The sequence below is a fragment of the Sphingobacteriales bacterium genome (genome assembly GCA_016711285.1).
In the GTDB taxonomy this organism is placed as follows: Bacteria; Bacteroidota; Bacteroidia; order Chitinophagales; family UBA2359; genus JADJTG01.
Genome location: JADJTG010000010.1, coordinates 26,356 through 40,619, shown reverse-complemented (window position 1 = coordinate 40,619; position 14,264 = coordinate 26,356). Strand labels below are relative to the sequence as shown.

Below are 14,264 nucleotides of genomic sequence, written 5' to 3'. Positions count from 1 at the left end.
AGGCATCGTCTTATATTGGGCAATAACCCGACCCTGCTTTCGTCAGCAACATAAATATTTATACACTGGCAGCCTGAAAGACGAAACTCCTTATTTTTAATGCCTTCTAGCGTGTTTGATAAGTTTTTTTAAAAGAATCAACCGCCGCTTCGTCCTTTTTGATATGGCTTTTTCTACCCACCTTGAGTTTTGTGCCAAAGTTTCGCTTCAGATACATCCTTACCGTATTGTATTGCTTTTCAATACCCAACTCCGACTTCAGCCACTGCTGTGCTTCTTTGTAGGTGCGCAACCCATTCTTGGGATCTTTTAGCTTTTGCGATATCCGCTCCTTGTCTGCTGTCTCGAGTTGGCTACGGAAATCACCACCTCTATTGTCCCTGAGCAATCCATCAAGTCCCTGCGATTGGTAAGTAGCTTTCCACCTGTTTATCGAACGCACAGAAGCCCCTGACTTGATGGCAAGAAGATGATTGTGGTGGATACCGCTTTGGATATTCATCAACATCTTTATTTTAGAAACGCCCTTCCTTTTGGCTTTTTTATGTAGCTGTTTTAGGTAATCTGCTGACTCTTTTATGATAAGTTCTATGGGTAATGACATAATTACCATACCATAATAACTATGCCAAATAGTTGTTTTAATGGTATTATACCAAATAAAGATCTAAATGACACTAATATCATTTTGGTAAACGTTGAATTCCAGAAGGCGAAAGACCAGTGTGTCTTGTCAAAATTGGCTATGATGTTGCCATTACTTTATACTACTTTATGCCCCTGCAATGGCGACTTGTTTGCGATGTTTTTACTGGATATGACCAGAATACTTTGATATTTTTGTCGCTAAATTTTCAAGAGATGGAAATTATTTTTTAAAAGATACCTTTTTCGCAGTTTAGGAGCTGGGGGTGGTGGAGGGTATCCAATTTTCCTTTACCCCAAAAAAACGATTTTTTTAATTCTATGCCCTGCCATTTTTTGCCACATATATTATTGATTTGTGCGGCATCTAAGCGCAAAGTACCGCCCGGGCGCACAATTATTTTGGCATTTTCTGCCATATTGAGGCGGCAGGCAATGGTGAGTACAGCACCCGAATCTACCACTACATCGCCCTGCAAATCGCGGGCGGCACACCAGCGTACATCTTCGCCCCAGCGAATGGTAAGGGTTTCGGCGGCATCGTAGTTGCACCATACCGGACGCAGGAGTTTGCGTTGCGAAAAATCGGGCTGATTAAAATTATAGTGAATTTTGGAAAGTTGGCAAGGCGTATATGCACGCTGAAAAGCATTGTAATCCATTACATTATTAGATACTTCGCCCCACTCATCGCAGCCCGGGTCGTTGGGGTCTATATACCAGCAGTTTCGGTTTTTGGGGGTATCGGCGCAGCCGTCCTCGGTAGCCCATGTATGTGGCAGCCCCAGCGAGTGTCCCATTTCGTGATTAAAAAGCCGCGCAAAGTTTTCTACGGCATCTTGCATGTTGTAGTTGCTGCCATTTACAAACTGATGGTAAGCATTTGCCATTTTAAGGTATTTGCTTTTGCCCACGCCGTCCGAAGAAGTTTTGTAGGTTTTGGAAGCGATGCTGTCGGGGTGGTGTTCCAGCAAAAATACATTCAATACTTCTCCTTTGCGCACGCCATAAGCATCAAATTGTACATCAGAAAAAAGGCTAAAATCTTTGCTGCGGTGCGTTTTGTTGTAAAAACACAGCGAATCGTGGCGATGATAATAAATGCCGTCATCACCATTTTCGCCTTCAATCACATAACGAAATCGCAAAGGCAAAACAGGAGTGTTATTGTCGGGCGGTATATTCATTTTTACATTTTCGGCGAGGCGGCGGTTACATTCATCTATCAAAGCGTATGCAAAAGCTTTACCCTGCTCACGGGTAAAATTGAGTTGGGTATCGCGAGCGGCATCAATGATATGAAAATTGAGTCGTACCCAGCGCAACGGGGTGTGTTCGGGGTGGAGAGTATCAGGCGCATACGCCGATACATCGTTGCAATTGCACGAAACGGCAGCAGGGACAGGCAACTTCGGCTTTTTTTTCCAAAAAGAAAACTGAAATTGCAACAATATTAAAAGCATAGCAGAGATATGTAAGAAAAAAACCTTTATCATAATAAAGCTCAGATATAAAAATTATCTCTATTTTTTTTTGATGATGAAAAAAATATCAAGGCTGTTCAAAAATACTAAAAATGGTAGTACCGTAATTTTTCTTTTGCAAAAAATACGGGTGTTCGTCAAAATGATGCTGCGGATTGTGCTCCAATATCAGCCAGCCTTCAGCTTGGAGGCAGTGATGCTCAAAGATGAGGTCGGGAATGGTATCGAGATGAGGCAAAGGGTAGGGCGGTCCGGCAAAAATAACATCGTACTGTTCGCGGTTGTTGCGGATAAACTTAAATACATCACCTTTCACTACCTGAACAGGCAGATGCAGGGTGGCGGCGGTTTGTTTGATGAAGTCGGCATTTTTGCCAAACAGTTCTACAGTGGTCACATCTTCGCAGCCGCGCGAGCAAAACTCGTAGCTGATGCTGCCTGTGCCGCCAAATAAGTCAAGGACTTTTATCGCCGAAAATTCAAAAGTGTTGTACAACACATTAAAAAGCCCCTCTTTGGCAATGTCGGTAGTAGGGCGGGCGGGGTTATTTTTTGGAGCTTGAAAACGATAGCCTTTGTGTTTGCCGCCAATAATTCGTAGCATATAATCAGAAATCTAAAAAAACAAAATAAATACAAAGAACACCAAAATTAAGGATTTCGTTGAGTATTAGTCTAATAATATGTTTCTTACTTACAAAAGAAAGTAGTATTTCACAAACTATGTAAATTAAAATTTTTTATTGACAATAACTTTTTACTATTTTTAAATATATTTATACAGTTATGAACAACAAAGAAGAATTATTAAACAACAAGGATTTCTACAAAACCTTCAAGACCGGAGAAGATTTAACATCTTTCTTCAAACAGATGCACAAACGTGCGGTAGAACATATACTAAGCCGAATTTTATCTGTTTTCCTTTTTGGCACACCATACAATAAAAGCATAAAAGGCGGCGTTTGAAAAAAAATTGTACGATGCGGATAATTTTATTGGTTGTGGTATATTTAAGCGGGTTTGCGTGGCAGTGTACGGCTCAAAATAATTGGGCTACGTGGCGTTGCGACACACTCCGCTACCGCACCGATACCCTCCGCTTGGACACGCTCGCCTTAGAGCCTTTTTCCGAATATCTGTGGCTCAATGACACAGATACGCTCCAGCGCGGCGCAGATTATCGCCTACACTACGAAACGGCACAGCTCTACTTTATCCGCCCTTTTTCCGGTGCGCTTTCCTGCTGCTATCGCGTGCGCTACGCCCCTTTTGCAACGCCCTATTTTCACAAAGACCGCGCCGCGCTACTGCAATCCTACGACCAACAAGCCTTTGTACCCACCGCCACACGCCGCCCCACCGCCGCCGACAGCAGTTTCATTCGTTTCGGCGGGTTGGAATATAGCGGCAGTTTGTCGCGGGGCATTGCTTTCGGCAACCGCCAAGATGCCACCGTCAGTGCTTCTTTGGATTTGCGCCTAAGTGGGCAGTTAGACAACGGAATAGAAGTGCTCGCCAATATTTCCGACACCAACATTCCTTTTCAGATGCAGGGCAATACGCAGCAATTACAGGATTTTGAACGCATCTTTATTCAACTGCGCAAAGGCGGGCAGCGCGTAGTAATGGGCGATTTTGATGTATTGCTCCGCAACAGCCGTTTTTTGCCACTACAGCGCAAAATGCAAGGAGCTTTGGTGGAGCATATCAGCCGCCACCGCTACGCCGATACGCTTTTAGCTTCGGTGGCAGTGGCAGCCGCACGCGGGCGTTTTATGCGGCAGTCTTTTCAGGGCATCGAGGGCAATCAGGGACCTTATAAACTGCGTGGGCAAAACAACGAATTGTTTATTTTGGTGCTTTCGGGAACGGAGCGTATTTATATAGATGGTAACCTGCTGCTGCGTGCCGAAGATTATCAGGTAGATTACAATTTGGGTGAAATCATTTTTACCTCTAAACAATTAATCACCAAAGACAAGCGCATTGTGGTAGAGTTTGAATATGCAGAGCGCAATTATCCGCGTTATGTGTGGCTACCGCAATTGCAATGGAAAAAAAACAAATGGCGGGCGCAATGGAATTATTATACCGAGCGCGATGCAAAAAACAATCCTTTGTTGCAATCTTTTAATGCGGCACAACGCAATATATTACAACAAAGCGGCGACAGCACCGCCTATGCTTTATCCGAACAGCTCACACCTTACGATGCGAATAAGATATTGTATTATAAAAAAGATACTGTTTTCAACGGAAAAATTTACAACATTTACAAAAGAGCCACTGCCGTTATGTCAAACGACTCGCTGTATCAGTTGAGTTTTACGGAATTGGGGGCGGGCAAAGGTAACTATATCCTCATCACCAACAACCTCAACGGGCGCAGCTACGAATGGATAGCCCCCGACAGCAGCAACCAAGAGCCGCGCGGCACTTTTGAACCACTCTGGGCATTGATAGCTCCTTTTCAGCAGCAAATATCAACGGCTACCCTGCAATTCAGCGACAGCACCACCACCGCGCGTTTGGAAACGGCGTGGAGCAGCAAAGACCTCAACACTTTATCCGACAAAGACAAAGACGACAATGAAGGAACGGCACTACGGGCTGATATTTCCAAGAAAATATATGTAAATAAAGAAAAAAAAATCTATTTACAGGCAAGCACAAAATACGATGCCAACTCCACCTATTTCCAAACGCCTGAGCCTTTTTTGCCGCCCGAATTTAACCGCAACTGGAATATCATTTATCCGCAAAAATTCAGTTTTCGCCAACAAATTGCCGGCGAACTCGCTTTTTTTTACAACAATTTCCTCAACGGCAGCTATCAGGCAGAGCAACTGCAACTACAAGGCTACAAAGGAACGGCGCAAACGCTTCAAATGAACTGCAATACCTCACATATAGAAATAAAACAACGTTTGCAATGGCTCAAAACCAATCAAAATACTTTGCAATCCTCTTTTGTGCGCCCTACGGTGCAGGCGGTATATCGCTTCGGCAAAACGTGGTCGGCGGGGCTGCGCTACGCTTCCGAAAAAAACCGTTTGTATCGCCCACAAACAGACAGCCTATTGGCAGCGGCTTTTCATTTTACAGAACAAAGTATCTGGGCTGAAAAAAAAATAAGTTTTGATAAAAACCTAAAAATCAGCTATATATGGCGAGATGATAAAGTGCCGGAGCAGGAAAAATTTGCACTCGCCCAACGCGCCCGCCAGCTTGCTGCCGAAGGTGCGTGGGTACACCGCAGCCACCAATGGCGCGGAAAAATTACTTATCGCCGTTTGGAGCAAAAAATCCCCTCCGACAGCCTCCAAAATGCCCCGCCCCGCACCTTGCTCGCCTCGCTCAACTATCACGGCACTTGGCTCAAAGAAATGGCGGATATATCGGCGAACTACGAAGCTGCCACCGGACAGCAGCAGCGATTGGAAGAAGCCTACTACGAAGTACCCGCCGGACAAGGCACACATATTTTGCTGCCCAGCGGCAATTTTGTACCCGTCACCGATGCCACCCGCGATACGGCACGCTTCCGCCTGCAATGGCTGCCCACCAATTTATACGACCCCAGCAACAATGTAACTTTGTCTTATGCTCTTACCGTCAATCCTAAAAACCGTTGGAGCGATGCCAAAAACGCCGCTTACCTTCGCTTTATCAGCCGTTTTTCGCTCAACAGCAATGTAGAATCGGCGCGTGCTTTGCTCGCTGCGCCGCAAATGACGTGGCTGCTGCCCGTGGGAAAAACAACAGCGCAATTATTGGGTCGCCGCTTTTCGCAACGCCATCGGTTGCTCTACAAACACCTCAAAAACAAATGGCAAAGCGAATATTATTACGCCCAAACCGCCAATACACTGTCTTTATTGTCGGGTACAGACGACAATGACCGCCGCGAACAGGGGCTTTTTTGGCAACGCAATGCCAACAAAATCTGGACGTGGAGTTTTCGGTATGCCTACATACAGCATTTGAGCAGTTCTACGGCTTATGAGGAGCGCAATTTTAGGATACAGCAATACAAAACCGAACCTGCCTGCACCTATCAGTGGAGCAAACGCTGGCGCGTGGGTGGCTCTTACCGCTATCAGCAAAGTGAAAATACCGCCGACCAAGGCAAGGGCGAACGCGCCACCCACCATACCTTTCAGATAGAAACGCGCTACGCCGCCGTACAAAAAGGAAACCTCACGGCGCGTTTGAGTTTTTCGGATATTGCTTTCAGCGACCGCGACGGCAACATACCCGATGCGCTACTGCCTTTGAGCTATGCGATGTTGGAAGGGCTGCAAAATGGAAAAAATTATGCTTTACAAATAACAGGAAGTGTGATGCTGCCGCGTGCCCTGCAATTGAGTATTTCGTATGAGGGCAGAAAAAACGACAGAACGCCGCAAGTGGTACATAGCGCAAGAGCCGAAATTAGAGCAATTTTTTAAAATCGCAAAGGCTCGTATAAGCAAAAATAAAATCATTTAACAAAATATCCATCTGCCAAATAGCAGCTTGCAGGAATAAAACACAAAAAAGGCATAAAAAATGTATCTTTGCAGGCGCACTTGTGCCACAAACAACAGTTTTAATCGCTGTAGTTTGATTTTGAAAAAGGTATTACGCTATCCGGTTATTTCGTATCATATTGAAATTCGGGGCATTGGTTTTATTTTTCGCTAAAAAAACGAGTTTTTTACCCTGATTTAACACAATTGCCAACACACTACAAACATTATTCAATGGGAAAAATTATTGCAATTGCCAATCAAAAAGGAGGTGTGGGCAAAACCACCACCAGCATCAACCTTGCCGCCAGTTTGGGGGTTTTGGAAAATAAAATTCTGCTCATTGATGCCGACCCGCAAGCCAACGCCACTTCGGGTTTGGGCATTGACCCGCAAAGTGTAGAAAACAGCGTATATGAATGTATCATCGGCGAAAGTACGCTCGAAGAGGCAATTATGGAAACCGACTCGCCCAATGTATGGCTTTTGCCTTCGCATTTGGATTTGGTGGGTGCAGAAATAGAATTTGTCAATCAGCCCAATCGCGAGTATATTTTAAAAAGCACCTTAGAAAAAATCCGCCACCAATACGATTATATCCTCATTGATTGCTCGCCTTCGTTAGGGCTTATTACTATCAATGCGCTCACCGCCGCCGACTCGGTAATTGTTCCGGTACAATGTGAGTTTTTTGCGCTGGAAGGTTTGGGAAAATTGCTAAATACCATCAAAATCGTACAAAGCCGCATGAATCCCCAACTTACCGTCGAGGGTATTTTACTCACCATGTACGACCCGCGCCTGCGTCTATCGAATCAGGTAGTAGAAGAAGTAAAACATCATTTCAAAGATTTGGTATTTAGTAGCATTATTCAGCGCAATACCCGATTGGGCGAAGCACCGAGCTACGGACAATCTATTATTATGTACGACATTCAAAGCAAAGGCGCGCAGCATTATATCAATTTGGCAAAAGAGATTATCCGAAAAAATCGCAAAAAAGTATAAACTCTGTTTGTTTTTTTGAGGTATATTTTTTTACCGCCCTCGTTTTTTTAAAAGAACCCGTATTATATCAAGCATTGAAAACAAATAAAGGAAAAAAAGATTTCGGCAAAGGCATCAGAGCTTTGCTTCAAAATATGAATGAGGCTTCGCAGCCCGACCCTTTGTTGGACGCAGTAAGCGGCACACCCGATTTGGCTGCCGCTACGCCCACGTCTGTTGCACCGCCCGAATATACCGCCAATATTTCGTTGGAGCGCATCGAACTCAACCCTTTTCAGCCGCGCAAAACATTTGACCCAGAAGCTCTCCAAGAACTCGCCGCCTCTATCCGCACGCACGGCGTAGTGCAGCCCATCACCGTGCGACAATTAGACGGCGAGCATTATCAGCTCATCTCCGGCGAACGCCGCCTCCGCGCTGCTCAAATGGCGGGGCTTCAGGAAATACCCGCTTTTGTGCGCCGCGCCAATGATCAGGAAATGCTGGAAATCGCCCTCATTGAAAACATACAGCGCGAAGACCTCAACGCCATAGAAATTGCTCTTACTTACCAACGCCTCCTTGACGAGTGCAGCCTCACGCACGAAGTACTCGCCGAGCGTTTGGGCAAACAGCGTTCTACCGTTACCAACTATCTGCGGCTGCTGCGGCTGCCGCCCGAAGTGCAAATAGGGCTGAAGCAACAACAAATATCTATGGGGCACGCCCGCGCCATGCTCGCCACCGATGATGTAGCCATACAATTAGTGGTGTATAAAGAAATTTTAGAAAAAGATTTGTCGGTGCGCCGCGTGGAGGATTTGATGAAGGCTCTTATAAAAACCTATCATGGCACTTCGCGCGATAAAGCCAATGCCCGAAAAAATAATTTGCCCTACGCTTATCAGAAAATAATGAACGACCTTTCGCAACGCTTTGAAACCAAAGTACAGTTGCGCCTGAAAAGCGAAGGAAAAGGAGAATTACTGATTCCGTTCAATTCCGATGACGACCTCAACCGTATTTTGCAAGCTATTGAATTGTAAAGTGATGTCGTTCGTATCGTTTTTTTTTAGTTGTTTTGAAGATTATTTTACAAACAAAAAAATGAACAAGTACCCTAACAAAGGCTTGTTCAGATTGCTTTTTGTGCTTTTGTTGTTATTTGGCAGCCACGCTTGGGCGCAAGATAATGCCCAATCCGCCGCTACCGATACTTCAAGGCAGAAAAAAACAAAGTCGTCCTGCCTACGGCGGATAGCCTGAAAACCCAAACCGCCGACAGCAGCACCGTAAAAAAAACCGCCCGCAACGACTCTTCCAACATCGGGTTGCGGCGTGCGCTGCAATCGCTGGCAGTGCCCGGCTGGGGACAGTGGAAAAATCGCCAACTGCCGAAAGGTGTTGTTTTTTTGGGAACAATAACGGCAATGGGGGTGGCTTCGTGGCAGGCACAGGCACAATACAAAGATTATCGCACCGCTTTATTTGATGCTTATAACGATGAGGTTTTGAATCCTTTGGAAGCGGAATACAGCATTGCGCAACTGCACAAAAAAATGGATAAGGCCCGCATTGCCGGAAACTGGTTGCGGGCGGGGGCTTTGGTGCTGTACGCCACCAACGCCATCGATGCCTACTCCTCCTTTGAAATACGCCGCTCAAAGTTGCCACATTCGCCGCTCAAAGCTGCCACGCGCTCGGCGGCATTGCCGGGCTGGGGACAAGCCTACAACGGCAAATATTGGAAAATTCCTTTGGTATATGGTGCATTGGGCGTAGCTACTTATTTTTTGTACGACAATATTCGTTGGTATCACCGCTTTACCGATGCTTATATTTATCGTTATCGCGAAGATTTTTCTCCTTATCCTGCTATTGCCAATTATGATGAGGCTACTCTATTGCGCGGGCGAAAAATTTATCGCCGCTATGCCGAATTGTCGGTGTTGTCGTTGGTGGCGGTATATGTACTACAGATAGTAGATGCCACCGTAGATGCGCATTTGTACGGTTTTAATGTGGACGATAATTTAGAAATAGGCTACCTGCCTACGGGTATCGGCGAAGCGGCTGTGCCCTGTATAGGCGTAAAGTGGACATTTTGATGACAAAAAACTTTTTTTCAAAAGTTGTATCAGTTGTGTCTTTCGTCATTGCTTCACCTACTTTTACATTCAAAATGGCTTCGTATTCCGCAAAGCGATGCTCGCGAATGGGTTTGATGTGCGGTTCGCTACTGAAATATAAAAGCAAACAAGGGCTGATATTTTTGTATTTATCAACATACTCATACTTTATCAATTCACCGTTGCGAATACGCTGCCTGATTTTGTTGTGGTAGGGATACATATATCACCATCAACACAAAATGCCGATATTTGTTGTGCCGAACCTTGCAGCAAAGCGGCTGTACCTTATTTTTTTAAAGCCTCTACTTTCTCCAACAACCAGATTTTTTCCGGTATTATATCTGCCGAAGTAATTTTTTCCTGCAATTCTGCAATGGCTTTTGCCCGTTCGGAGCGCGTCATTACCGAAATTTGACTGCGGGTTAAAAATAAAGAATTGATGATATTGATGAACTGACGGTTTGCCTGCCAATGATTAGGCGGCAAACTACTTTTGTGATAGGTGAGTTTTCTGCCGAAACTATTGAGCAGTTTTTCAAATTCTTCGTCTTCGCCGAGTTCATAGCAGAGTTTGGCAAGCAGACGGCGTTCATCTAAACTCAAATAAATATCTTTACATTTAAAAATTTTGAGAGATTCTTTTGCTTTCAAAAATTCTTTTTTAGCTAATAAAATTTCGGCATAGCAATATAAATAAATAGCGCGGCAATCTTCAGGTTGCCCCGATATGCTGTGTTCGTGTTTTTTTATAAAATCCTCCGCCCATTTCCACTCTTTGAGGCGCGAAGCTACCACAAAAAAATTGCGAAAGGTTTTGAACTGTATCAGGTTATTTTCCACATAAACAATTTCCTCTTTTATTTCTTTTTTTATCCAGTAAAAATACTCCTGATAATGTGCCTGCGAACCCGGCTCAAAACAATCGCTCAATACGTTCCTCATTGCTGTTATAAAAACACGCAAAATATCTTTTGTAATTATTTTTTCATATTTATCAATCAAGGTTTTGCATTTATCATAATATGTTCTATCTTTGGGGTGTTGCAGAAGTAATATAATATGATACCATATATCTGTAAAGGTTTTTTTGGGGTTGTTGTATGTGCGTAGTTCTTGTATCAGATATTCTAAATGTGCTTTGGGATATTCAAATGGATATATGCGTTGCCGATTGATGATTTGTGCATAGATATACAATTGGGTACATAGGCTGTACTCTTCAAAAGTATCCAATAAATTCAGAAAATTTAATTCTCCCCCCCCATCGTCCTTGTGGAGAATGAGGAAATTTGTATAGAGATTTTCTATTTCGTATTTCCTTTGTAATGTTACAAAATTAAGATCTGCCGTTTGGCGGATTTCTTTTTTGTTTTTTTCGTAGAGTTCATCTACCCATTCCAAGATATTGTTTTTTATTGCGTATTGCATCAGGCTTTTTTGCTTGAATACCTCATCTTCTATGGCGTATTCCAAAGCAACAAAATCTTTGAGCATATTGAACAGTTGCGAAAATACCTTACTCAACTGGGTTTTGTTGTAAGGTTTTTTGGGGTATATTGCCTCAAAAGCGTTTTCGTCAGTACACAATATATTTTGAAAAGAAGGAGCAAAACGCAACAAAAAGGAACAGAGATGTTGCAGTAAAGGTCCGGCTTTGCTGTAAGGTGACGATAAATAATCCTGAAAACGTTTGAGCTTATCCGCATCAAATGTTTTGAGCAGGTCGGTACTTTTGTTTTTCATAATAAATGAGTGCGCCTTTGAACAGGACGCATTGGAATCGGACGATAAAGAAAAAGAATGAACACAGTTTTTTGTAACGGCAAGTTGGTTACAATTTATGTTTTTACTAAGAATTTATAAAAGATTGATTGACATTTTTTTATAACTTTTTATTTAAAGTAGAACGCAAAGATTAAGCAATTAAATAGACTTATCAGAACCGTAAATATAATTTTTTTCAATTATTAAAACGAATAAATCATGCAAAAAAAGATTGTTTTTTTGTCGCTGCTGTGTGCGACCCTCTTGGTGCTGTGGACTGCCTGCCAACAAACTCCAAAAAGTGTAAAAATTACAGCCCCTGATGTACAGATTCAGGTATTGGACAGCACCCGAGTGCAGGTACAATACGGTGAAGACACGGGCAACGCCGGCATTGAAGCCCGACAGAACGGTGAAGTGTTGCGGAAAGATGAAGCAAAAAATCAAAAAAACGCCGCTACCTTTTTATTACAGCCTCAAAAAAACAAGGAAAGTGATATCGTGTGGGTGGCTGCATCGGGCAAAAATACCGGTATTTCTAAAATTTTGCCCGCCGGAATTGCCGTGAAGAACATCGAAGTAAAAAACGGAAAAACTTATATTGCCTTAGATGCTGTCGCCCCCGCCGAAGCCCAAAAAACAGAAGTAGCAGTATTGGTGGGTGGTGAAAAAATCGCTGCCCAATTATCGGAAAACGGCGTAGTGGAAATTAGTGGAATATTGCCCGAAAAACAAACTATTGAATTGCAATACATCGCTGCCGCCGCAAATGCCAATCAGGATACCGTTGTTACTAAAATATCATATACCGAATTGGCACGCATACCCACGTTATGTGAAGATGTCGTGTACGGCTGTGCTTCGGGCGACCTCAATCACTTGGATAATGCACTGCGCGGCACTTGTGCCTACATCAATCTCAATGGCGGCTCTTGCGATAACCTCACCAAAACTTATTTGCGCACCGACCTAAAAACCATTTGGGACAATGTGAAGAATGATCCGGCTTATAATTGCTGCCAGAAACTTCAGCAATTGCGCACCGCACCCGAAAAACAAAGTTGTACGGCAAACTGTTCCAGTCAATAGAGATTATTTCGTTTACCCTTATTTTTTATGAACCGCCGCCCTCAAAAGCGGCGGTTTTTTTTATAAAAAAACGCCTGCTCTTATATTTTTTGTGCGTATTGTTGCCACTTCTATCGGGAATAAGTGCTATTTTTATGGTTTCTAAATGTCGCCTGTATTTTTTTATGAAAACAGACAGTTTTCTGAATTATCTTCAATTCGAAAAAGCCTACTCGCCCTATACGTTACAATCGTATCGCAGCGATTTGGAGCAGTTTTTGGCTTATTTGCAACAGACCTACGCCTTGCAGGAAGCCGCTGCCGTTGAGCATTTGCACATACGCTCGTGGATAGTGCATTTGATGAATACCGAAAAACTATCGCCGAAATCCATCAACCGCAAATTGTCGGTGCTGAAATCGTATTTCCGCTTTCTGATGCGCAATCAGGTCATAAGCAAAAACCCTGCCGCCAAAGCCATTGCCCCCAAAATTGCCAGAAAGCTGCCCGAAGTACACAACAACGAGCAAATCAACGCCATTATTACTCAACACTATTTCGCTGATGATTTTGAGGGCTGCCGCGACCGCCTCATCATTGAGCTTTTTTTCGAAACCGGCCTGCGTTTGGGGGAATTATTGGCATTGCAGGAAAAACATTTTGATACAGAAACTCAAAATGTGCGCATCTTGGGCAAAGGCAACAAAGAGCGGCGTTTGCCTTTCAGTACGCAACTGCAAAAAACACTGGAGCAATACCTCGACAAACGCAATACACTTTTTGCCGATAAAATTCCGCTACTATTGAGCAAAAAAGGAAAAAATCTGTATCCGCTTTTCGTGCATCGCCTCCTCAAAAAACACCTCAGTTTGGTGAGCCACAATCCGCACCAAAATCCCCACGCGCTGCGCCATACCTTTGCTACCGAACTGCTCAACAACGGCGGCGATTTGAGTGCCATTAAAGAGTTGCTCGGACACAGCTCGCTGGCAGCCACACAAATTTATACGCATAACTCCATAGAAAAAATAAAACGTATTTACCAAAAAGCACACCCCAAAGCCAAATAAAATATATAAGTACATCTTTTTGAATGTTTTATTAAAAAAATAAAAATGTAATCCAATGCCTATATACTTATACAATTTTAAAAAAAACTTCGTTATATTTGTTCAAGTGAATAGTGATTTGATTGTTTAACCTAAATTTTTTTAAAGTATGAACCTAAACATTCACGCCGTGCATTTTGCGGCAGATGGCAGATTATTGACTTTGATTGAGAAAAAAGTGGAGCGTTTGAGAAATTATTTTGACAAGATTTTAGATGTGGAAGTATTTTTGAAATTAGAAAACTTATCCTCGCCGGTGCGCGACAAAGTGGTTTCTATTAAAGTGCATGTACCCGGCGGGCAGTTTTTTGCCGAAGAACAGAGCAAACTATTTGAAGAAGCCGTAGAATTAAGTATGTACTCACTGCGCCGCCAAATAACCAAACACAAAGAAAAACTGAGGCCGTGAGCAAGCAGCAAGTAATATGTGCTGAATGAAAAATTAGCTATTCTCCTAAAAATTCATACTATTTACAAAAAAGGAATGTACCTCCAAAGGAATGGTACATTCCTTTTTTGATTTTTTGCGCTGTGTTCAAAATACGAATACTTTTTGTTGTT

The 14,264-nt window shown here is 43.3% G+C and carries 13 protein-coding genes; 9 read left to right on the top strand and 4 right to left on the bottom strand.

Features of this window, described 5'->3' with window-relative positions; genetic code table 11:
* Window positions 1–106 precede the first annotated feature (106 nt).
* The 3 genes from IPL35_06015 to IPL35_06005 all read right to left on the bottom strand — a co-directional run bounded on the left by IPL35_06015 (window position 107) and on the right by IPL35_06005 (window position 2,733).
* A complete protein-coding gene (locus tag IPL35_06015; protein MBK8442980.1) occupies window positions 107–604 on the bottom strand; it encodes a winged helix-turn-helix domain-containing protein in 498 nt (165 codons plus the stop codon).
* A gap of 271 nt (window positions 605–875) precedes the next feature.
* Window positions 876–2,108, bottom strand: a complete 1,233-nt coding sequence (locus IPL35_06010; GenBank protein MBK8442979.1) for a hypothetical protein — start codon at window positions 2,106–2,108, stop codon at window positions 876–878.
* Between the two features lie 88 nt (window positions 2,109–2,196).
* A complete protein-coding gene (locus IPL35_06005; GenBank protein MBK8442978.1) occupies window positions 2,197–2,733 on the bottom strand; it encodes an RsmD family RNA methyltransferase in 537 nt (178 codons plus the stop codon).
* Between the two features lie 182 nt (window positions 2,734–2,915).
* Between IPL35_06005 and IPL35_06000 the strand changes: the two genes are divergently transcribed.
* The 6 genes from IPL35_06000 to IPL35_05975 all read left to right on the top strand — a co-directional run bounded on the left by IPL35_06000 (window position 2,916) and on the right by IPL35_05975 (window position 9,738).
* The gene (locus IPL35_06000) at window positions 2,916–3,098 is read left to right on the top strand and encodes a hypothetical protein (protein ID MBK8442977.1); all 183 of its coding nucleotides are present in this window, start codon (window positions 2,916–2,918) and stop codon (window positions 3,096–3,098) included.
* A 14-nt stretch (window positions 3,099–3,112) separates the two neighbouring features.
* Window positions 3,113–6,583, top strand: coding sequence for a hypothetical protein (locus IPL35_05995; protein MBK8442976.1), 3,471 nt, complete (start codon window positions 3,113–3,115; stop codon window positions 6,581–6,583).
* 294 nt (window positions 6,584–6,877) lie between these two features.
* On the top strand, window positions 6,878–7,651 hold the full coding sequence (locus IPL35_05990; GenBank protein ID MBK8442975.1) for a ParA family protein: 774 nt from the start codon (window positions 6,878–6,880) through the stop codon (window positions 7,649–7,651).
* A gap of 134 nt (window positions 7,652–7,785) precedes the next feature.
* Window positions 7,786–8,676: a ParB/RepB/Spo0J family partition protein gene (locus IPL35_05985; GenBank protein MBK8442974.1), complete on the top strand. Its 891-nt coding sequence runs from the start codon at window positions 7,786–7,788 to the stop codon at window positions 8,674–8,676.
* Between the two features lie 61 nt (window positions 8,677–8,737).
* Window positions 8,738–8,896: a hypothetical protein gene (locus IPL35_05980; protein ID MBK8442973.1), complete on the top strand. Its 159-nt coding sequence runs from the start codon at window positions 8,738–8,740 to the stop codon at window positions 8,894–8,896.
* Between the two features lie 65 nt (window positions 8,897–8,961).
* On the top strand, window positions 8,962–9,738 hold the full coding sequence (locus IPL35_05975; GenBank protein MBK8442972.1) for a hypothetical protein: 777 nt from the start codon (window positions 8,962–8,964) through the stop codon (window positions 9,736–9,738).
* 309 nt (window positions 9,739–10,047) lie between these two features.
* Here IPL35_05975 and IPL35_05970 read toward each other — a convergent pair whose 3' ends face one another.
* Window positions 10,048–11,505, bottom strand: coding sequence for a hypothetical protein (locus IPL35_05970; GenBank protein ID MBK8442971.1), 1,458 nt, complete (start codon window positions 11,503–11,505; stop codon window positions 10,048–10,050).
* 240 nt (window positions 11,506–11,745) lie between these two features.
* On the opposite strand from IPL35_05970, the gene IPL35_05965 reads away from it, so the two are divergent.
* The 3 genes from IPL35_05965 (at window position 11,746) to raiA (ending at window position 14,112) form a co-directional block, all read left to right on the top strand.
* A complete protein-coding gene (locus IPL35_05965) occupies window positions 11,746–12,615 on the top strand; it encodes a hypothetical protein (GenBank protein MBK8442970.1) in 870 nt (289 codons plus the stop codon).
* A 164-nt stretch (window positions 12,616–12,779) separates the two neighbouring features.
* A complete protein-coding gene (locus IPL35_05960) occupies window positions 12,780–13,664 on the top strand; it encodes a tyrosine-type recombinase/integrase (protein ID MBK8442969.1) in 885 nt (294 codons plus the stop codon).
* Between the two features lie 148 nt (window positions 13,665–13,812).
* Window positions 13,813–14,112, top strand: a complete 300-nt coding sequence (raiA, locus tag IPL35_05955; GenBank protein MBK8442968.1) for a ribosome-associated translation inhibitor RaiA — start codon at window positions 13,813–13,815, stop codon at window positions 14,110–14,112.
* The last annotated feature ends 152 nt before the right edge of the window (window positions 14,113–14,264 follow it).

Bases quoted from the DNA above. Each gene is read 5' to 3' on its own strand.
- IPL35_05995 (MBK8442976.1), top strand. From the start codon at position 3,113: ATGCGGATAATTTTATTGGTTGTGGTATATTTAAGCGGGTTTGCGTGG.
- IPL35_05965 (MBK8442970.1), top strand. From the start codon at position 11,746: ATGCAAAAAAAGATTGTTTTTTTGTCGCTGCTGTGTGCGACCCTCTTG.
- IPL35_05980 (MBK8442973.1), top strand. From the start codon at position 8,738: ATGAACAAGTACCCTAACAAAGGCTTGTTCAGATTGCTTTTTGTGCTT.
- raiA (MBK8442968.1), top strand. From the start codon at position 13,813: ATGAACCTAAACATTCACGCCGTGCATTTTGCGGCAGATGGCAGATTA.
- IPL35_05970 (MBK8442971.1), bottom strand. From the start codon at position 11,505: ATGAAAAACAAAAGTACCGACCTGCTCAAAACATTTGATGCGGATAAG.
- IPL35_05990 (MBK8442975.1), top strand. From the start codon at position 6,878: ATGGGAAAAATTATTGCAATTGCCAATCAAAAAGGAGGTGTGGGCAAA.
- IPL35_05960 (MBK8442969.1), top strand. From the start codon at position 12,780: ATGAAAACAGACAGTTTTCTGAATTATCTTCAATTCGAAAAAGCCTAC.
- IPL35_06015 (MBK8442980.1), bottom strand. From the start codon at position 604: ATGTCATTACCCATAGAACTTATCATAAAAGAGTCAGCAGATTACCTA.
- IPL35_06000 (MBK8442977.1), top strand. From the start codon at position 2,916: ATGAACAACAAAGAAGAATTATTAAACAACAAGGATTTCTACAAAACC.
- IPL35_06010 (MBK8442979.1), bottom strand. From the start codon at position 2,108: ATGCTTTTAATATTGTTGCAATTTCAGTTTTCTTTTTGGAAAAAAAAG.
- IPL35_05985 (MBK8442974.1), top strand. From the start codon at position 7,786: ATGAATGAGGCTTCGCAGCCCGACCCTTTGTTGGACGCAGTAAGCGGC.
- IPL35_06005 (MBK8442978.1), bottom strand. From the start codon at position 2,733: ATGCTACGAATTATTGGCGGCAAACACAAAGGCTATCGTTTTCAAGCT.